General features: G+C 67.5%; 14 protein-coding genes and 1 pseudogene. 9 read left to right on the forward strand and 6 right to left on the reverse strand.

Features of this window, described 5'->3' with window-relative positions; genetic code table 11:
• Both ACREEF_RS13215 and ACREEF_RS13220 read right to left on the reverse strand, forming a co-directional pair.
• Positions 1-326: pseudogene (locus ACREEF_RS13215) on the reverse strand (hypothetical protein); the annotation flags it as partial.
• The gene (locus tag ACREEF_RS13220; protein ID WP_431566037.1) at positions 326-1,057 is read right to left on the reverse strand and encodes a TetR/AcrR family transcriptional regulator; all 732 of its coding nucleotides are present in this window, start codon (positions 1,055-1,057) and stop codon (positions 326-328) included. The pseudogene ACREEF_RS13215 and the gene ACREEF_RS13220, both read right to left, overlap by 1 nt.
• 266 nt (positions 1,058-1,323) lie before the next feature.
• Here ACREEF_RS13220 and ACREEF_RS13225 point away from each other — a divergent pair, with 266 nt between their 5' ends.
• From ACREEF_RS13225 to ACREEF_RS13255, 7 genes are all read left to right on the forward strand, one after another.
• Positions 1,324-3,531: a TonB-dependent receptor gene (locus tag ACREEF_RS13225; protein ID WP_431566038.1), complete on the forward strand. Its 2,208-nt coding sequence runs from the start codon at positions 1,324-1,326 to the stop codon at positions 3,529-3,531.
• A 140-nt stretch (positions 3,532-3,671) separates the two neighbouring features.
• The gene (locus ACREEF_RS13230; protein ID WP_431566039.1) at positions 3,672-5,066 is read left to right on the forward strand and encodes a spinster family MFS transporter; all 1,395 of its coding nucleotides are present in this window, start codon (positions 3,672-3,674) and stop codon (positions 5,064-5,066) included.
• A 147-nt stretch (positions 5,067-5,213) separates the two neighbouring features.
• The gene (gene sucC / locus ACREEF_RS13235; protein WP_431566040.1) at positions 5,214-6,404 is read left to right on the forward strand and encodes an ADP-forming succinate--CoA ligase subunit beta; all 1,191 of its coding nucleotides are present in this window, start codon (positions 5,214-5,216) and stop codon (positions 6,402-6,404) included.
• 57 nt (positions 6,405-6,461) lie between these two features.
• The gene (gene sucD, locus ACREEF_RS13240; RefSeq protein WP_105562795.1) at positions 6,462-7,364 is read left to right on the forward strand and encodes a succinate--CoA ligase subunit alpha; all 903 of its coding nucleotides are present in this window, start codon (positions 6,462-6,464) and stop codon (positions 7,362-7,364) included.
• Between the two features lie 313 nt (positions 7,365-7,677).
• Complete coding sequence (locus ACREEF_RS13245; protein ID WP_431566041.1) at positions 7,678-10,698, forward strand: 2-oxoglutarate dehydrogenase E1 component; 3,021 nt, start codon at positions 7,678-7,680, stop codon at positions 10,696-10,698.
• 56 nt (positions 10,699-10,754) lie between these two features.
• Entirely contained in the window at positions 10,755-12,236 is a 1,482-nt protein-coding gene (odhB, locus tag ACREEF_RS13250) for a 2-oxoglutarate dehydrogenase complex dihydrolipoyllysine-residue succinyltransferase (RefSeq protein WP_431566042.1), read from the forward strand.
• Positions 12,237-12,346: 110 nt separating this feature from the next.
• Complete coding sequence (locus ACREEF_RS13255) at positions 12,347-12,754, forward strand: hypothetical protein (RefSeq protein ID WP_431566043.1); 408 nt, start codon at positions 12,347-12,349, stop codon at positions 12,752-12,754.
• A 14-nt stretch (positions 12,755-12,768) separates the two neighbouring features.
• Here the strand turns inward: ACREEF_RS13255 and ACREEF_RS13260 are convergent, their stop codons facing one another.
• Complete coding sequence (locus ACREEF_RS13260) at positions 12,769-13,959, reverse strand: CaiB/BaiF CoA transferase family protein (RefSeq protein ID WP_431566044.1); 1,191 nt, start codon at positions 13,957-13,959, stop codon at positions 12,769-12,771.
• 38 nt (positions 13,960-13,997) lie between these two features.
• Positions 13,998-14,264, reverse strand: a complete 267-nt coding sequence (locus ACREEF_RS13265; protein ID WP_431566045.1) for a DUF6356 family protein — start codon at positions 14,262-14,264, stop codon at positions 13,998-14,000.
• 151 nt (positions 14,265-14,415) lie between these two features.
• On the opposite strand from ACREEF_RS13265, the gene ACREEF_RS13270 reads away from it, so the two are divergent.
• Positions 14,416-15,606 carry an acyl-CoA dehydrogenase gene (locus ACREEF_RS13270; RefSeq protein WP_431566046.1) on the forward strand — a complete coding sequence of 397 codons (1,191 nt, stop codon included), beginning with the start codon at positions 14,416-14,418 and terminating at the stop codon, positions 15,604-15,606.
• An 83-nt stretch (positions 15,607-15,689) separates the two neighbouring features.
• Positions 15,690-17,051, forward strand: coding sequence for a trypsin-like peptidase domain-containing protein (locus ACREEF_RS13275; protein ID WP_431566047.1), 1,362 nt, complete (start codon positions 15,690-15,692; stop codon positions 17,049-17,051).
• A 353-nt stretch (positions 17,052-17,404) separates the two neighbouring features.
• Here the strand turns inward: ACREEF_RS13275 and ACREEF_RS13280 are convergent, their stop codons facing one another.
• Both ACREEF_RS13280 and pheT read right to left on the reverse strand, forming a co-directional pair.
• On the reverse strand, positions 17,405-18,028 hold the full coding sequence (locus tag ACREEF_RS13280) for an EipA family protein (protein ID WP_431566048.1): 624 nt from the start codon (positions 18,026-18,028) through the stop codon (positions 17,405-17,407).
• Between the two features lie 258 nt (positions 18,029-18,286).
• The coding region (pheT, locus tag ACREEF_RS13285) for a phenylalanine--tRNA ligase subunit beta (RefSeq protein ID WP_431566049.1) at positions 18,287-20,263 on the reverse strand (1,977 nt) is incomplete at its 5' end.

Raw genomic sequence — 20,263 nt, forward strand, 5'->3', positions numbered from 1 at the left:
GGGAACAGCCGTCCCTCGAAAAACAGGCCGGTCGCGGCCCAGACCCCGACCGTCAGGGGGCCGCTGATGACCGCCGTCAGAGCCGCCGTCACGGCCCAGGGGCGGGCGTCCTGATCAATGAAGCGGGTGATCACGGCGCCGCAGGCGTGACCCCACAGCCCGCCTAGAACCAGCATGGGAATCCAGTAGGTCAGTCGCTGCGTCAGAGGCGCGCCGCCCGAGCCGAAGGCGCCGCTGACGGCCAGGAACAGGCCCGCGACGACGGCCACGACCAGACCGCGCAGGAAGTCGCGGCCCTTGGCTCCCAGCTTCCCCCGAAACCGCATCAGACGCCCGATTTCGGACCGCACACCGCGCGGAAGCCGGCGGCGGCGAAGCGCACCATGTAGTCGCAGGCGCTGTCCAGATCGCCGGACCGGCACAGGCCGCCGGACAGGCGGTCCAGGCGCCCGGTCTCGCCCAGGGTCAGGGTCAGGGCGCCCGACAGGTTATGATAGGCCCAGTAGAGGTCGGTCTCCTCGGCCTCGGGCAGGACGCGCTTGACCAGTTCCAGCAGGCGGCGGATCGCCGGGTCGAAATAGCGGGCCATGGTCTCGCCGCCGAAGGCCGGGTTGGCGTTGGTCTGAGCCACCAGGGCGGCGTAGTGCTTCCACCCCGGCCCGCCCTTCAGCGACCATTGGAACGGCGGGCGCAGGAAGGCCTCGAACAGACCCTCCAGCGTCATGGCGTCGCCAGCGGCCTCGGCGTAGCGGTCGACGGCGGCGACCCGCTCGTTGTTCCAGACTTCCGCGCGGCGGGTGAAGACGGCGTCGAACAGCTCCTTCTTGGCCCCGAAGTAGTAGTGGACCAGGGCCGTATCCACGCCCGCCTCTCGCGCCACCTCGCGGATGGTGACGCCGTAGAAGCCGTGCTTGGAGAACAGGTCCTCGGCGGCGTTCAGGATGGCGTCGCGGGTCTCGCCTCCGCCGGCGGCCTTGGTCTTCTTGGGCCGGCCGCGACGGGCCGGGGCGGCGACGACGGGCGGCAAGGCGGGGGCGAGGTCGTCGTCAGGTTTCATGCGCGCAAGCTAGAGCGAAATCGGTTCAGATGCGATCGCATCTGAACACAGATATTCGCTCCAGCATCAATCCTGGAGCCTGATGCCATGCATCAGGCTCGGGTCGTGCTTCGACCCTCAGTGCAACGGCGCCACAGGGGCGGCCGATTTGCGGCGGCTTCAGCGTGGCCGTTTGACAGACCGGCGAAAGACCGGCACGTTCCATGAAAATCATTGAACGCTGAATAAAAGCGTCGATTGGGCTGGAAACAGGGATTGGGAACCAAATGAACAGACTCGTGAAGACCGTCTTGCTGGCGGGCGCCGCCTGGGGCGCGCTCTCGGCCACCGCCGTGGCGCAGGAGGCGTCGACCGAAGCGCAGGCGTCGAGCGTCGACGACATCATCGTCACCGCCCGTCGTCGCGAGGAAAGCCTGAAGGACGTGCCGGTCTCGGTCTCGGCCCTGGGCGCCGAGCGTCTGGAAGAAACCGGCGCGACCGACATCACCGCCCTGCAGCAGCAGACCCCGAACGCCACGGTCCAGGTCGCGCGCGGCTCGAACTCGACCCTGATCTCCTTCATTCGCGGCATCGGCCAGCAGGACCCGCTGTGGGGCTTCGAGCCCGGCGTCGGCCTCTATATCGACGACGTCTATGTGGCCCGTCCGCAGGGCGCTGTCCTGGACATCTTCGACATCCAGCGCATCGAGGTCCTGCGCGGGCCGCAGGGCTCGCTCTACGGCCGCAACACGGTCGGCGGCGCGATCAAGTACGTCACCTCGCGTCTGGACGCCGACTCGCCCGAGCTGACGCTGCGCGGGGCCTATGGCAGCTACAGCCAGATCGACCTGCTGGCCCAGGGCTCGATGCCGGTCAGCGACAAGCTGCGCATCGGCGGCGCGGTCGCCAGCTACAACCGCGATGGCTACGGCAAGAACCTGAACACCGGCGCCGAACACTATGACAAGGACGTCCTGGCCGGCCGGGTCAGCGTCGAATTCCAGCCCTACGACAACGCCTTCTTCCGCCTGGCCTACGACCGGGTCGAGGACAAGTCGAACCCCCGCCACGGCCACCGCGAGATCGCCGGCGTCGGCGCCGGCGCGGGCGTGCCCGGCAGCGTCTATGACACCCGTGCGGGCCTGGGCGACAGCAACAAGGTGACGACCGAGGGCGTGTCGCTGACCGCCCAGGTCGATCTGAACGACGTCTGGTCGTTCAAGTCGATCACCGCCTATCGCTCCGGCGACACCGACACGGTGATCGACTTCGACAACACCCCGGCGCCGACGCTGGACATCCCGGCGGTCTATGGCGACCACCAGTTCACCCAGGAATTCCAGGCGCTGTTCAGCACCGACCGGATCCAGGGCGTGGCCGGGATCTTCTATCTGGACGGCACGGCCTCGGGCGCCTTCGACACCATCGCCGGCAACCTGGGCATCGTCATCGGCACCGCCGGCTATGTGAAGACGACCAGCGTCGCCCTGTTCACCGACGTCAATCTGGACCTGACCGAGCGTCTGCACCTGGGCCTCGGCGCGCGCTATACGCTGGACGACAAGACCGGCCGCGTCTTCCGCGCCAACTATCTGGGCGCGACCCGCAGCCCGCTGCTGGGCGGCACGGCGCGCAACGCGATCCTGCTGCGCACCGACTACACCCGGTCGAACCAGTTCGACCAGTTCACGCCCAAGGCCTCGCTGTCCTATGACTTTTCGGACCTCGTCACCGGCTACGCCTCCTATTCCAAGGGGTTCAAGTCGGGCGGCTTTGATATGCGCGGCGACGCCATCCTGACGCCGAACACGGTCAACGGCTATCAGCCGGAAACCGTCGACTCCTATGAGATCGGCCTGAAGGGCTCGGCCTTCGACCGCCGCCTGACCTTCGCCTCGGCCGTCTTCTACAACGAGTATCAGGACCAGCAGGTCACCACCCAGGTCCCGGCCGTGGCCGGCATCGCCAGCTTCGTCGACAACGTCGGCTCGTCGAAATTCTTCGGCGCCGAGCTGGAAGGCGCGGTCGTCCTGACCGACAGCCTGACGGCCAACGTCGCCGTCGGCTACCTCGACTCGAAGTTCGAGGAATTCCTGCGCTTCAACCTGACCACCGGCAAGTTCGAGGACATCTCGGACCTGGTGGTGCTGCAGAACGCGCCGAAATGGACCGGCTATCTGGGCCTGACCTGGCGCGGCGACGTGGCGGGCGGCTCTCTGGCGGTCACGCCGTCGGTCAGCTACCGCGACGACTACAGCCAGTTCGAGTTCCCCAACCCGGTGCTGGATCAGGAAGCCTTCACCCTGGTCGACCTGTCGGTGGTCTGGACCGATCCGAGCCAGAAATGGACGGTCGGCCTCTACGGCAAGAACCTGACCAACGAGGAATACCGCGTCGGCGGCTACAACTTCGCCGGCGCCGCCTTCAACAACTCCCTGATCGGCTACTACGGCCCGCCGCGCACGGTGACGGCGTCGCTGCAGTACAAGTTCTGATCGAGAAATTTCTCCTGAACGCCTGATCATCTGATCGCGGGCGGCGGTTCAGACCGAACCGCCGCCCTTTTTCTTTGGCGCCGCCCGGCGACGCCGCTACCGTCCGCAGCAACAGGACAGCCAGTCCGAGGGGGCAAGCCATGACCACGTCCGAGGCCGCAGCGCCGCAAGAGGCCGTCGAGAAGGCCGTCTCGCCCGGCTATCGCTACTATGTGCTGGGGATCCTGATCCTCATCTACATGCTGAACTTCCTCGACCGTCAGATCATCGGCATCCTGGCGGCGCCGCTGAAGGCGGAGTTCGGCCTGTCGGACAGCCAGTTCGGCCTGCTGGGCGGCCTGGCCTTCGCCCTGCTCTATTCGACCCTGGCCATTCCCATCGCCTGGCTGGCCGACCGGGTCAGCCGCGTCTGGATCATGACGGCGGCCCTGACCGTCTGGTCGGGCTTCACCGCCCTGTGCGGGGTGGCGGGCAGCTTCGGCCAGCTGTTCCTGTGCCGCATGGGGGTGGGCATCGGCGAGGCGGGCGGGGTGGCTCCGGCCTATTCCCTGATCGCCGACTACTTCCCCAAGTCGCAGCGGGCGCGGGCCCTGGCCGCCTACGCCTTCGGCATTCCCCTGGGCATGGCGGCAGGGACGCTGGTCGGCGGCCTGTTGGCGGCGACCTACGGTTGGCGCACGGCCTTCATCGTGGTCGGCGTCCTGGGCGTGCTGGTCGCGCCCATCCTGCGCCTGACGATCAAGGACCCGACGCGCGGCGGCATGGATGCGCCCGCGGTCGTTGAAGCGCCCAAGGCCGCCCCTGTCGTGCAGAAGGCCCCGCCGTTCGGCGAGGTGATCAAGACCCTGGCGCCCAAGCCCAGCTTCTGGCTGCTGGCCTTCGGCGCGGCCTCGTCCTCGGTGTGCGGCTACGGCGTCGCCGCCTGGCTGCCCAGCTTCTTCATGCGCAGCTTCGACCTGACCCTGTCGCAGACGGCCTGGTATTATTCGGCCATCGTCATGGTCGGCGGTGTGGCCGGCATCTGGCTGGGCGGGGTCATGGCCGACCGCTTGGGCAAGGCGTCCAAGGCCGCCTATCCGCTGACCCCGGCGATTGCCTTCCTGATCTCCGTGCCATGCTTCCTGTTGGCCATGAATTCGCCATGGCTAGTGCAAGTGCTTTCGCTGGAGGGTGTGGCTCTAACGGTCCCATTTTACGGTTGGAAGGTCGATATGGCTCTAGCTCTCGCCTTCCTGATCTTCCTGATCCCGACGGGTCTGAACCTGACCTGGCTGGGGCCGATCACCGCCGCCGTGCAGCATCTGGCCAGCCCGGCCATGCGGACCACGGCCTCGGCCCTGTTCCTGCTGATCAACAACCTGCTGGGGATCGCCGTCGGCATCTACTACTTCGGCTGGATGTCGGACCTGCTGCGCCCGGCCTTCGGCGAGGAGAGCCTGCGCTGGGCCATCTACACCGGCATGGGCTTCTATCTGCTGTCGTCGGCCCTGCTGTTCGGCGCCTCGCGCACGCTCAAGAAGGACTGGGTCGACTGATCCTGCGGGATCCCAGCTGAGCCGTTTCGCGCATAAGAAAAGCTTGGGAGGCGCATAAGGAGACGGACGGTTGCGTCCGCGAAGGGGCGACGCCTATAAGCGCGACCAAAGTTTCCTCAAACCTCCTCCCAGCGGCGCGGATCAGACATGAACATTCACGAGTATCAGGCCAAGCAGGTTCTCAAGGCCTTTGGCGCCCCGGTCGCCGAAGGCGTGGCCATCACCAGCGCCGACCAGGCCGAAGCCGCCGCCAAGCAATTGCCTGGCCCGCTCTATGTGGTGAAGTCGCAGATCCACGCCGGCGGCCGCGGCAAGGGCAAGTTCAAGGAACTGCCGGCTGACGCCAAGGGCGGCGTGCGCCTGGCCTTCTCGATCGAGGACGTGGTCAAGAACGCCAAGGAAATGCTGGGCAACACCCTGGTGACGGCCCAGACGACCGACGCCGGCAAGCAGGTCAACCGCCTCTATATCGAAGACGGCGCCGACATCTCGCGCGAGCTCTACCTGTCGATCCTGGTCGACCGCGCCTACGGCCGCATCGCCTTCGTCGTCTCGACCGAAGGCGGCATGGACATCGAAGCCGTCGCCCACGACACCCCTGAAAAGATCATCACCGTCGTCATCGACCCGACGACCGGCGTGACCGAAGCCGACTGCGCCACCCTGTCGGACGCGCTGAAGCTGGAAGGCGACGCCCGTGAAGACGGCAAGTCGCTGTTCCCGGCCCTCTACAAAGCCTTCGTCGAGAAGGACATGGCCATGCTGGAAGTGAACCCGCTGATCGTCATGGAAAACGGCCGCCTGCGCGTTCTGGACGCCAAGGTGTCGTTCGACGGCAATGCCCTGTTCCGTCACCCCGACATCAAGGAACTGCGCGACGAGACCGAGGAAGACGCCAAGGAAATCGAAGCCTCGGAATGGGACCTGGCCTACGTGGCGCTGGACGGCAACATCGGCTGCATGGTCAACGGCGCCGGTCTGGCCATGGCGACCATGGACATCATCAAGCTGTACGGCAAAGAGCCGGCCAACTTCTGCGATGTCGGCGGCGGCGCCGGCAAGGACAAGGTCGCGGCGGCCTTCAAGATCATCACCGCTGACCCGGCCGTCCAGGGCATCCTGGTCAACATCTTCGGCGGCATCATGAAGTGCGACGTCATCGCCGAAGGCGTGGTCGCGGCCGTCAAGGAAGTGGGCCTGAAGGTGCCGCTGGTGGTGCGTCTGGAAGGCACCAACGCCGAGCTGGGCAAGAAGATCCTGAACGAGAGCGGCCTGGCCATCACGGCTGCGGACGACCTCGACGACGCCGCCCAGAAGATCGTCGCGGCGGTCGGCTAAGGCCTCGGCCTTACTCGCCACCGCCCAGCTGACACACAGAATTCAGAGCACAGACACATGTCCATTCTCGTCAACAAAGACACCAAGATCATCGTGCAGGGCCTGACCGGCAAGACCGGCGGCTTCCACACCGAACAGGCCCTGGCCTACCACGGCACCCAGATGGTCGCCGGCGTGCACCCGACCAAGGGCGGCACCAACTGGACCGGCTCGCACGGCGAAACCCTGCCGATCTATGGCTCGGTCGCCGAAGCCAAGGAGCGCACGGGCGCCGACGCCACGGTCATCTACGTCCCGCCGGCAGGCGCCGCCGACGCCATCATCGAAGCCATCGAGGCCGAGATCCCCTTCATTACCTGCATCACCGAAGGCATCCCCGTGCTGGACATGGTGCGCGTCAAGGCTCGCCTGGACCGTTCCAACTCGCGCCTGCTGGGCCCGAACTGCCCCGGCATCCTGACCCCGAACGAGTGCAAGATCGGCATCATGCCGGGCAACATCTTCTCCAAGGGTTCGGTCGGCGTCGTCTCGCGCTCGGGCACCCTGACCTATGAAGCCGTGTTCCAGACCACCAACGCCGGCCTGGGTCAGACTACGGCTGTCGGCATCGGCGGCGACCCGGTCAAGGGCACCGAGTTCATCGACGTCCTGGAAATGTTCCTGGCCGACCCGGAAACCACCTCGATCATCATGATCGGTGAAATCGGCGGCGGCGCCGAAGAGGACGCCGCTCAATTCCTGATCGACGAAGCCAAAAAGGGCCGCTCCAAGCCCATGGCCGGCTTCATCGCCGGTCGTACGGCTCCGGCCGGCCGCACCATGGGCCACGCCGGCGCCATCGTTTCGGGCGGCAAGGGCGACGCGGAATCCAAGATCGCTGCGATGGAGGCTGCGGGCATCCGCGTCTCGCCGTCGCCGGCGCGTCTGGGCCACACCTTGTTGGAAGTGCTGAAGGGCTAAGGCCCTTCAAGGTCGCTAACGCTAGCCGCGCGGCGGCTCGCTGCTGCAGCGAGTTTGCCGCGCCATCGCCTCGGCGGTGAAAGCGGTGCGGATTATGGCCGAACAGTGTTCCGGGGCTAAATTTAGCGTCCCGAGACCTTTTGAAACGCCTCCGGATTCGTCCGGGGGCGTTTTTTCTTGCCGATTCGACCAATTTCCACCCGCATCGCCCCGCTTCGGTCATGACCGGTAAGGAAACACGGCCTATATGAGCGGCGCCGCTCACCGCGCAGGCGTGCGCGCGCGGCCGGAATTGTAGGACGACGAGAGAAAAATGGCGGACGATGCAGGTCGGCTGAATCAGGTCTTTGCCGAGACCAGCTTCCTCTATGGCGCGAACGCCGCCTTCATTGAGGACCTGCACGAAAAATGGGCCGCGGACCCCGGCTCGGTGCCGGGGGAATGGCGCGTCTTCTTCGATCAGTTGAAGGACAACGCCGACCTGGTGAAGCAGTCGGCCGCCGCCGGCTCGTGGGGCCGTGGCGCCGCCACGGATCCGAGCGAAGACACCGCCGTCTTCGACGGCCGCTGGCCCGCGCCCAAGGTCGACCCCAAGGCCGCCGGCAAGCCCGGCCCGCGTCCGGCCGCCCCCGTTGCTGAAGCTTCGGGCGGGCTGACCGCCGCCGACGTGCGCGCCGCCGCCCATGACTCGATCCGCGCCCTGATGCTGATCCGCAGCTACCGCGTGCGCGGTCACCTGCAGGCGACGCTGGACCCGCTGGGCATCGAGCAGCCGATCGACAACCCCGAGCTGACCCCCGAATTCTACGGCTTCACCGCCGCCGACCTGGACCGCCCGATCTTCCTCGACGGCGTCCTGGGCCTGCAGACCGGCAGCATCCGTCAGGTGCTGGAAATCCTGCGCCGCACCTACTGCGGCAACATCGGCGTGCAATACATGCACATCGCCGAGCCGGAAGAGAAATCCTGGCTGCAGCAGCGCTTTGAAGGCCCGGACAAGTTCGAGCAGAACGCCTTCACCAAGGAAGGCAAGCTGGCCATCCTGCACAAGCTGATCGAGGCCGAGGGCTTCGAACGCTTCCTGCACAAGCGCTTCCCCGGCACCAAGCGCTTCGGCCTGGACGGCGGCGAGGCCATGGTCCCTGCCCTGGAGCAGGTGATCAAGCGCGGCGGCAACCTGGGCGTTGACGAGATCGTCTTCGGCATGGCCCACCGCGGCCGCCTGAACACGCTCGCCGCCGTCATGGGCAAGCCCTACAAGGCCATCTTCCACGAGTTCCAGGGCGGTTCGACCGTCCCGTCGGACATCGAGGGTTCGGGCGACGTCAAATATCACATGGGCGCCTCGTCGGACCGCGTGTTCGACGGCAACAAGGTCCACCTGTCGCTGACCGCCAACCCGTCGCACCTGGAGATCGTCAACCCGGTCGTCCTGGGCAAGTCGCGCGCCAAGCAGGCCTTCGACATCCGCGAGGCCGAGGTCAATATCGGCAAGCCGGACAACGAATGGGTGCTGGATCGCTCCAAGGTCGTCCCCCTGCTGATCCACGGCGACGCCGCCTTCGCCGGTCAGGGCGTGGTGGCCGAATGCTTCGCCCTGATGGGACTGAAGGGCTACCGCACCGGCGGCACCCTGCACTTCGTCATCAACAACCAGATCGGCTTCACCACCAGCCCGCGCAACTCGCGCTCGTCGCCCTATCCGTCGGATGTGGCGCTGATGGTCCAGGCCCCGATCTTCCACGTCAACGGCGACGACCCGGAAGCGGTCGTCTTCGCGGCCAAGGTGGCGACGGAATACCGTCAGAAGTTCCACAAGGACGCGGTGGTGGACATGTTCTGCTACCGCCGCTTCGGCCACAACGAAGGCGACGACCCCACCTTCACCCAGCCGCTGATGTATTCGAAGATCCGCGCTCAGCCGTCGACGCGCGAGATCTACTCCAAGCGTCTGGTCGCCGAGGGCGTGGTCACCCAGGCCGAGGTCGACGCCGAACTGGCTCGCTTCGAGGCCTTCCTCGACGCCGAGTTCGAAGCCGGCAAGACCTTCAAGGCCGACAAGGCCGACTGGCTGGACGGCCAGTGGCAGGGCCTGGGCGCTGAAAAGACCGACGACGCCGCCCAGCGCGGCAAGACCGCCGTTCCGGCTGAAAAGCTGACGGACTACGGCCACCGCCTGACCCAAATCCCCAACAGCGTCGACATCCACAAGACGCTGAAGCGCGTGGTCGAGGCGCGTCGCGAGACCGTCACGACCGGCCAGAACATCGACTGGGCCACCGCCGAAAGCCTGGCCTTCGCCTCGCTGCTGGACGAGGGCTACAATATCCGCCTGTCGGGCCAGGACTCGGTGCGCGGCACCTTCTCGCAGCGTCACTCGGGCATCACCGACCAGACGACGGAACAGCGCTACATCCCGCTGAACCATCTGCGCGACGGCCAGGCCCATTTCGAAGTCATCGACTCGGCCCTGTCGGAAGAGGCGGTGCTGGGCTTCGAATACGGCTACTCGCTGGCCGATCCGAACACCCTGACCCTGTGGGAAGGCCAGTTCGGCGACTTCGTCAACGGCGCCCAGGTGGTCATCGACCAGTTCATCTCTTCGGGTGAACGCAAGTGGCTGCGCATGAGCGGCCTGACCATGCTGCTGCCGCACGGCTATGAAGGCCAGGGCCCCGAGCACTCCTCGGCCCGCCTCGAGCGCTTCCTGCAGCAGTGCGCCGAGAACAACATGCAGGTCGCCAACTGCACCACCCCGGCCAACTATTTCCACATCCTGCGTCGCCAGCTGCACCGCTCGTACCGCAAGCCGCTGATCCTGATGACGCCCAAGTCGCTGCTGCGTCACAAGAAGGCCGTCTCGACCATCGCCGACATGGCCGAGGGTTCGTCCTTCCACCGCGTGCTGCGCGACGACGCCCAGCTGCGTCCCGAAGTGGCCGGCGTCTCGCTGAAGGCCGATAAGGACATCCGCAAGGTCATCGTCTGCTCGGGCAAGGTCTATTACGACGTGCTGGACGCGCGCGAGAAGGCGGGGATCAACGACATCTACATCCTGCGCCTGGAACAGTTCTATCCGTGGCCGATCAAGTCGATCTCGACCGAGCTGGCCCGCTTCCCCAACGCCGACCTGGTCTGGTGTCAGGAAGAGCCCAAGAACATGGGCGGCTGGACCTTCGTCGATCCGTGGATCGAACTGACCCTCGAGAAGATGGATATCAAGGCCAAGCGCGCGCGTTACGTCGGGCGTCCGGCCTCCGCCTCCACGGCGGCCGGCCTGATGAGCCGCCACCTGAAGGAACTCGAGACCTTCCTCGCCGAGGCCATGGCCTGACCGGCCCCGCCTGACCTATAGATACGCCAAGACACGAAAAGACACTGGACCGAAACATGGCCGATATCCTCACCCCCGCCCTCGGTGAATCCGTCAGCGAAGCCTCCATCGCCAAGTGGACCAAGAAGGTCGGCGACGCCGTCCGCAAGGACGAAGTCCTGGTCGAGCTGGAAACCGACAAGGTCTCGCTGGAAGTCGTGGCCCCGGCCGACGGCGTCCTGGCCGCCATCAACGCCGCCGAGGGCGACACCGTCGTGCCCGGCACGGTCCTGGGTTCGGTGAGCGAAGGCACCTCGGCATCGGCCGCCGCGCCCGCCGCTGCTGCGGCTCCGGCTGCCGCTGCTCCGGCCGCTTCGGGCGGCGCCTCGGTCGAGATCGCCGTCCCGACCATGGGCGAGAGCGTCGCCGAGGGTTCGATCGGCACCTGGCTGAAGAAGTCGGGCGACACCGTCGCCAAGGACGAACTGCTGGTCGAGATCGAGACCGACAAGGTCGCCGTGGAAGTCTCGGCTCCGGCCGCCGGCGTCCTGACCATCGCCGCCGACAATGGCTCGACCGTGACCCCCGGTCAGGTCATCGGCTCCATCTCGGCCTCGGGCGCCGCTGCGGCTCCGGCTGCCGCCCCGGTCGCCGCCGCTCCGGCCGCTGTGGCTCCGGCCTCGGCTCACCTGTCGCCCGCCGTCCAGCGCGTCGTTTCCGAGAACAAGTTGAACCCGGCCACGCTGTCGGCCTCGGGTCCGAAGGGCAACATCACCAAGGCTGACGCCATCGCCGCCATCGGCGCCGCCGCTCCGGCTCCGGTCGCCGCTGCTGCGCCCGCCGCTCCGCGCGCCGATCAGCCCCGCGAAGAGCGGGTGAAGATGACGCGCCTGCGTCAGACCATCGCCCGTCGCCTGAAGGAATCGCAGAACACGGCCGCCCAGTTGACCACCTTCAACGAGGTGGACATGACCAACGTCATGGCCCTGCGCGCCCAGTACAAGGAAGTCTTCGAGAAGCGCCACGGCGTGAAGCTGGGCTTCATGTCCTTCTTCACCAAGGCCGTGGTTCAGGCCCTGCACGAAATCCCGGCCGTCAACGCCGAGATCGACGGCACGGACATCATCTACAAGAACCACTACGACATCGGCGTGGCCGTCGGCACCGACAAGGGTCTGGTGGTTCCGGTCCTGCGCGACGCTGATGCGCTGTCGCTGGCGGGCATCGAAAAGGGCATCGGCGCCCTGGGCAAGGCCGCCCGTGACGGCGCCCTGACCATGGACCAGATGCAGGGCGGCACCTTCACCATCACCAACGGCGGCACCTACGGCTCGCTGATGTCGACGCCGATCCTGAACGCGCCGCAGTCGGGCATCCTGGGCATGCACAACATCGTGCAGCGCCCGATGGCCATCAACGGCGAGGTCAAGATCCGCCCGATGATGTACCTGGCCCTCAGCTACGATCACCGCATCGTCGACGGCAAGGAAGCCGTGACCTTCCTGGTCCGCATCAAGGAACTGCTGGAAGACCCGGCCCGCGCCCTGCTGGACCTCTAAGGTCCGCGCGATCCAGAATTGACGACGGCGGCTCTTTCAGGAGCCGCCGTTTTCAATTGGGCGATCCGTGTTAGCTTGACCGTTCGATGGTCACGACACGGGGCGTACGGATGGATCGACTGGAAGTGGCGCGTTTCACGACCTTGCCCGAAGCCGAGCTGGCGGCGGCTCTGCTCAAGCGTCATGGCGTCGACGCCCGTGTGCCTGACCGTGACGCCGCCACCAACATGGCGCACATGCAGGTGGCGTTTGGCGGGCTCCGGGTGACCGCGCCCGACTTTCAGATCGTCCAGGCGCGGGATCTGATCGCGCGCGCCCGGCGCGGCGAGTTCGGCGATCTCGCAGGGGAAGAATCCGAAGAGTGGCGGCTGGACGCGACGCCCGGCATGGTGGGCGAGCTACACGAAGATGAGATTCATGGAGCGATCGGGTCGATGAAGGCCGTCATCCGTTATGTGGCGATCGGCATCCTTGGCCTGTGCGGGATCGGCCTGCTGCTGCAGTTCATGGCCTACTAGGTCGCAGCGTCTGTTCAGTCCGGTTTGATCGTCGCTAGCACCGCATCCGTGTCCTGCCCCAGCTTTGGCGGCGGGGCGTCGTAGCGGACGGGCGTCTTCGACAGGCGGATGGGCGAGGCGACGGTGCGGATCGGCGTGGCCAGATCATCGCGTGACTGTTCGACGGTCAGGCCGCGATGGACGGCCTGCGGCTCCTCGAAGACCTGGTCGATGGTGTTGACCGGGCCGCAGGGCACGCCCGCCGCCTCCAGCGCCGCCATCAGCCCCTTCATGGTGAAGCCGGCCGTCAGGGCCGACAGCGCAGGGGACAGCTCGGCGCGGTGCTGGACCCGCAGCGCATTGATGACGAAGCGCGGATCGGCGCCCATGGGCTCGACGCCCAGAGCCTTCGCCAGCGCCCGGAACTGGCCGTCGTTGCCCACCGCGATGACCACCATGCCGTCCGAGCAGGGGAAGGGCTGATAGGGGGCCAGATTGGGGTGGGCGTTGCCCATCCGCGTCGGCGCGGTCCCGGAGACGAAGAAGTTGGTCGCCTGGTTGGCCAGCATGGCCGCCTGGACGTCGAACAGGGCGATGTCGACCTGCTGGCCCTCGCCCGTCGCCCGCGCGTGCCACAGGGCGGCGAGGATGGCGTTGGAGGCGTAGAGGCCGGTGAACAGGTCCACGACCGCCACGCCGACCTTCATCGGCTCGGCGCCCGGCGCGCCGTCCGGCTGGCCGGTGATCGACATCAGCCCGCCCATGGCCTGGATCATGTAGTCGTAGCCGGCCCGGTGCGCGTCCGGCCCGGACTGGCCGAAGCCGGTGATGGAGCAATAGACGAGGCGCGGATTGACCGCCGACAGGCCGGCGTAGTCGAGGCCGTATTTCGCCAGCCCGCCGGTCTTGAAGTTCTCGACCACCACGTCGCAGGTCGCGGCCAGTTTGCGCAGGGCCTCGGCGCCTTCAGGGCTGGCGATGTCCAGCTCGACCGACTTCTTGCCCCGGTTGGCGCACAGGAAATAGGCGGCGTCGCCCTTGGATCCGTCGGCCGTGGTGGTGAAGGGCGGTCCCCAGTGGCGGGTGTCGTCGCCCTCGCCGGGCCGCTCGATCTTGATGACCTCGGCGCCGAGGTCGGCCAGGGTCTGCGTCGCCCAGGGACCGGCCAGAACGCGGCTGAGGTCGAGGACGCGAACGCCGGAAAGGGGGCCTTGGGTCTGGGTCATGCGACCTGACTAGCCCGCCGTAGACGTGTCGAGAAGACCTAGAGTCCCACGTCCCAGACGCCGGCGTTCCTCATGCGGCATTCGCGGGCTTCCTCGGCCCGGCCGCCCATGTCGCGGGCCATGCACCGGATGGCGTCGGACACCGTGCTCTTGTGCACGCCGGGCACGACCGCATGGGCGAAGGCGCAACCGGCCAGCCGCATCAGCTTGAAGCCGAAGCGCGCCGAGGCGGCCATGTGCTCGAGATAGGTCTCGCTGACCTCGCGCGGGTGATCGCTGAACAGGCGTGAAAAAGTGCTCGACATGGTCCCAGCCTAACGCGGTTCCCCGCCTCCCTCTACCCGGTTCTCATATTTTGCCTTAAACGGGCGGCCGGAACAGGGGTCGCATCGTCACGCCCCTTCAACCTCGCGTGACGCTCAGAGAACCCCGCACACTCGCGCAGGAAACATCGCCATGGCCGACGGCTCGCACGCTTCGCAACAGACCTTCCGTTGGGACGACCCGTTCGACCTGCGCGGCCGCCTGACCGACGACGAATGGATGATTCAGGACGCGGCGCGGTCCTACGCCCGCGAAGCCCTGCTGCCGCGCGTGGTCGAGGCCTTCCGCGACGAAACTTTCGATCGCGCCATCATGACCGAGATGGGCGAGATGGGCTTCCTCGGCGCCATGCTGCCGGAGCAATACGGCGGCTCCGAAGCCAGCCACGTCGCCTATGGCCTGATCGCGCGCGAGGTCGAAGCGGTCGACAGCGGCTATCGCTCGGCCATGTCGGTGCAGTCGTCGCTGGCCATGTACCCGATCTACGCCTTCGGCTCGGAAGAGCAGAAGATGAAGTTCCTGCCGAAGATGGCGGCGGGCGAGCTGATCGGCTGCTTCGGTCTGACCGAGGCGGACGGCGGTTCGGACCCGGCCTCGATGAAGACCAAGGCGGTCAAGGTCGAAGGCGGCTATCGCCTGAATGGCGCCAAATACTGGATCACCAATTCGCCGATCAGCGACCTGGCCATCGTCTGGGCCAAGCTGGACGACAAGATTCGCGGCTTCATCGTCGAGCGCGACTTCGACGGCTTCACCACGGACAAGATCGGCGACAAGCTGTCGCTTCGCGCCTCGATCACCGGTGACATCGGTCTGAATGACGTCTTCGTGCCGGAAGCCAACATCCTGCCGGGCGTGCAGGGCCTGCGCGGGCCGTTCAGCTGCCTGAACAAGGCGCGCTTCGGCATCGCCTGGGGGGCCATGGGCGCCGCCGAGTTCTGCTTCCACGCCAGCCGCGACTATGTCGGCGAGCGGATGCTGTTCGGCCGCCCCCTGTCGTCGCGCCAGCTGGTGCAGAAGAAGCTGGCCGACATGCAGACCGAGATCTTCCTCGGCTTCGAAGGAGCCTATGCTCTGGGTCGTCTGCTGGACACCGGCGCCTGGGTGCCCGAGGCCATCAGCCTGATGAAGCGCAACAACTGCGGCAAGGCCCTGGACGTCGCCCGCGTCGCCCGCGACATGCACGGCGGCGCTGGCATCACCGGCGAACTGCACGTCATGCGCCACGCCATGAACCTTGAGACGGTCAACACCTATGAGGGGGCTCACGACGTCCACGCCCTGATCCTGGGCCGGGCCATCACGGGACAGAGCGCCTTCTAGGGCTGTTGGGCTATTGTGACGGTCGAGGCTGTCGTCACGGCGGATTTCTCGCGCTAGGCTGACCGCCAGCGAAGGGACCGACCATGACGCGACACACAATGCTGGCCTCGACCGGCGCCGCCCTTGTCCTGCTCCTGAGCGCCGCGCCGGTCGTGGCGGCCCCGGCGGCCCCGGCGGCCCCGGCGGCGACTTCGGCTCAGACGCCCGGCGTGCAGGGCCTGCCCTATGACGCGCGGCGCGGCGTCTTCACCTTCGCCGCCGGTCTCGACGCCTCCCTGCCCGCCGTGGTCCAGGTCACGACCCTGGGCCAGTCGCGCGGCCCGACCTCGAGCGCCAGCGACCCCAAGCCGGCCCAGGGCGGGTCGGGCGTGATCATCGACGCCGCCGCCGGCATCATCGTCACCAACAACCACGTCATCGAGAACGGCCAGAAATTCACCGTCGACCTGAGCGACGGCCGCCTGTTCGACGCCGTCCTGATCGGCGCGGACAAGGCCACCGACATCGCCGTGCTGAAGATCGAGGGGGCGGGCCTGTCGCAGGTCCAGACGGTGGATTCCGACACTCTGCGCACCGGCGATCTGGCCTTCGCCGTCGGCTATCCGCTGGGGCTGGACCAGACCCTGACCATGGGGGTCATCTCGGGTCTGAACCGGTCGGGCATGGGCGACGCCATCGAGGACTATATCCAGACCGACGCGGCGGTGAATTCGGGCAATTCCGGCGGCCCGCTGCTGGACAGCCGGGGGCGGCTGATCGGCATCAACACCTCGATCCTGTCGGGCGGCATGGGCGGAGGCAACGACGGCATCGCCTTCGCCGTCCCGACGCGGATCATGATGTTCGTGGTCGATCAGCTGCGCGCCTCGGGCGAGGTCAAGCGCGGCCAGATCGGCGTGGCTCTGGGCTCGCTGACGGCCGAGCGCGCGCGCGAACTGGGCCTGAATCTGGTGCGCGGGGCGGTGGTCTATGACGCCGCGCCGGGGTCCTCGGCCGAGGCTGCGGGCCTGCGTCCCGGCGACGTCATCACCCGCATCCAGAACCGCCCCGTGGCCAACGCCGGCTCGGTCCAGGCCACGGTCGGTATTGCTCGCCCCGGCGCGACCCTGCCGGTGGTCTATCTGCGCGACGGGCGCGAGGCGACGGCCAGCCTGACGGTTCAGTCGTCGGATCCGGCCGCCGTGCGGACGGGGCGCGTCGCCGCCATGGCGCGCGGCCTGACCTTCCGCAACAGCGGCGACGGCGCGGGCGCCCAGGTCTCCGTGGTCGAGGGCGGCTCGGTCGCGGCGGCGGCGGGCCTTCAGGCCGGCGACGTGGTGGTCGAGGCCGGAGGCGCGGGCGTCGCCGACATGACGGCCCTGGCGACGGCCTTGCAAGCCGGCGGCGCGGTCGAACTGACGGTGGTGCGCGACGGAGAACGGACGACGATCAACCTCCCTGGCTGATTCGTCTTCGCCGCCGCTCCTCCTTGAGGTCCAGACAGCAAAACGCCCGCGTCGCCAGGAGGGGGAGGGGGGCGGCCGCGGGCGTCTCGCTTGGAGGAAGCATCGACCCGTCGAAGCCCTTTAGCGGAAAAATCCTGGGGGGCTGGGGGGGCTGTTCAGGATCCGGGACTTTTCCGAACTTCAACAGGCCGATAATGGCTTTTTGACCTGTCTTCCGGGCGGGCGAAGGGCCGAATGGGGGTCTTTTCGTGTCCGAAAAGAATGGTTTTGCCAAGGCGCGGCCGTGCCCGTCGACGCGGTGCTGCGCTCAGGCAGCGAGCGACCGCGTCGCGAGCGCTAGCGCACTTTCGCTATTAGAAGGGCAGCAGATTCCGCTGACGGCTGTAGCTCATGGTGCCGACGTTGGCGCCCAGGCGCAGACCGACGCCGGTGCGGATGGGGGCCAGTACGATGCCGTCGGCGCGCTGATAGTTCACGCCCAGACCGGCGACCAGATAGGCCGAGCCCTCGACGCCGGGGTAGCGGCGATAGAGCATGTCCGGGTGGTATAGGCCGTAAACCAGGGTGAAGACCCGGCTGGCGTTGCCGCCCACGTCCCAGCCGATCGAGATGCCCTGCCAGAAGACTTCCTGCGAGGCCGACAGGTCCTTCATGTGCAAGGCCCCGCGGCCATAGCGCACGCCGACGGCGGCGGCGCCGGCGGCTTCCTCGCCGGCGATATAGGCGGTCGGACGGTCGCCCTGTTCGGCGAAGACGCGCTCGAGGGCCGAACCCATGGCTTCGGCGGCGATGCCCATTTCGCGCGAACCGGCCGCGACCAGCTCCTCGAAGGTGTAGGCTTGGGCCGTCTGGTCCGAGGCGATGGGATAGGCGGGGTCGGCCGGCTGGCGCGTGGTGGCGCAGGCGCCGAGGCCTGCGGGAAGCGCGCCGGCGGCGGCGAGACCGAGGCTGGAACGGATCAGTTGGCGGCGATGCATGGTCGTGGCTCCTGACAGAGGACGGGGCGCCCATCGTCGCGGGCTTGGCCTACCGTCCGTGTCTTTTGCGGCAGCCTTGGGGCTTTAAGGTTAACCGAACCTTGCTTGACCGTATTCCACGTCGCCCAACCTGATCAAGGCTTCGTCAGCAGACCTCTGTCGGTCCGAGGCGCGGCCCGTATCACGGCCTCAAGTAGCGCGAAGCGCGATAGGCCCTTCTAAAAAGAAAGAAGCCGGAGCTTTTGCTCCGGCTTCTTATCAGCTCCTCAGGACGCCACCGGCCTTGGCCGCGGCGGCGACGACCTTGGCCGTCAGGGCCTCGATCTCGGCTTCGGTCAGGGTGGCGGCGCGCGGCTGGATCTCGACTTCGATCGCGACCGACTTCTGGCCCTCGGGCACGCCCTGGCCGCGATAGACGTCGAAGACGCGCACCTCGGCGATCAGGGCCTTGTCGGCGCCGGCGACGGCGCGGGTCAGGTCGCCCACGGCCTTAGCCTCGTCCAGCAGGAAGGCGAAGTCGCGGCTCAGCGGCATCAGGTTCGGCAGGTCCGCCGCGCCGCGCGCCTTGCCAGCCTTGCCGCGCGGTTCCGGCACGGCGTCGAGGATGATCTCGAAGGCCAGCATGGGGCTGTCAGCGTCCAGGGCCTTGAGCACGCGCGGGTGCAGGGCGCCGAACTCGACGATGACGTTCTTGGGCCCCAGTTGCAGGCGGGCCGAACGGCCGGGGTGCCACCAGTCCTGGTTGGCGCCCTGCGCCAGCTGCAGCGAGGCGACCGGGGCGCCGATCTCTTCCAGCAGGGCGAACAGGTCGCCCTTGAGGTCGAACAGGGCGTCCTCGCCCGCGCCGCCCCAGTGACGGTCGGGGTGGGGGGCGATCAGGCCGGCGATGGCCGTGCGCTGGCCGTTCGGCTGATCGTTCAAATAGACGGGGCCGATCTCGAACAGAGCCGCGTCGGCGTGGCCGCGCGCGGCGTTGCGCGCCGCCGCCTGGATCAGGTTGGGCAGGATCGACGGCCGCATGCAGTCGAGGTCCGCCGCGATGGGGTTCTCGAGCACCAGGCGATCGTCGCCGCCGCCGAACAGAACAGCCGTCGACTGCTTGCTGAAGGACCAGGTCACGGCCTCGGCGTAACCCAGGGCCGCCAGCGCCCGGCGGGCGACGCGGACGCGGGCCTGTCGCGGGCTGAGGACGCCTTGCGCCTTGCGGGCGACCTCGGGCAGGGGCGTATGCGGCAGGGCGTGGAAGCCCTCGATGCGCGCGACTTCCTCGACCAGATCGGCCGGGCCTTCGACGTCGCGACGCCACGACGGCGGCACCACGGTCCAGGCCGCGCCGCGCATGACGGTGAAGCCGAGCGCGGTCAGAATCTCGAAGATGCGGTCGTCGGACAGGCTCAGGCCCGACAGACGCTTCACATAGGAAGGGTCGAAGGCGAAGCCGGCGGGTGCCGCCGGGGCCTGACCCGTCACCACGATCTCGGACGGCTCGCCGCCGCACAGGTCGAGGATCATCTGCGTCGCCAGTTCCAGGCCCGGCACGACCGAGGCCGTGTCCACGCCGCGCGCGAAGCGGTACTGGGCGTCCGAGCTGATGCCCAGCGAGCGGCCCGTCTGGGCGATGGCCAGGGGAGCGAACCAGGCGCTCTCGACGAAGACGTCGACCGTCTCCTCCGAACAGCCGGTGCTTTCGCCGCCCATGACGCCGCCCAGGCCGATGGGGCGCTCGCCGTCGGCGTCGGCGATGACGCAGTCGGCGGGCGAGGCGGCGTAGGTCTTGCCGTCCAGAGCGATCAGATGCTCATGCTCGCCGGTATCCGCGGCGATCAGACCGGCGCGCACGACGATGGTCTGACCCGACAGCTTGGCCAGGTCATAGACGTGCAGGGGCCGCGCGCGGTCGTAGGAGATCAGGTTGGTGATATCGACCAGGCGGTTGATCGAGCGCAGGCCGACGGCGGTCAGGCGGTGCTGCAGCCAGGCCGGCGACGGACCGTTCTGCACGCCCCGGATCACGCGACCGGCGAAGACCGGGCACAGGTCCGGCGTGTCGATCCGCACCGTGATCGGCGAGGCGAAGCTTCCGGCGACCGGGGTGATCTCCGGCGTCGTCAGCTTGCCCAGACCCGTCGCGGCCAGGTCGCGGGCGATGCCCGCCACGCCCAGCCAGTCGGGGCGGTTCGGGGTCACCTCGAAGTCGATCACCGGTTCCGCGCCGAAGACGCCGGCGGCCGGCGC

It is taken from the genome of Brevundimonas sp. (assembly GCF_050729455.1).
Taxonomy (GTDB): domain Bacteria; phylum Pseudomonadota; class Alphaproteobacteria; order Caulobacterales; family Caulobacteraceae; genus Brevundimonas.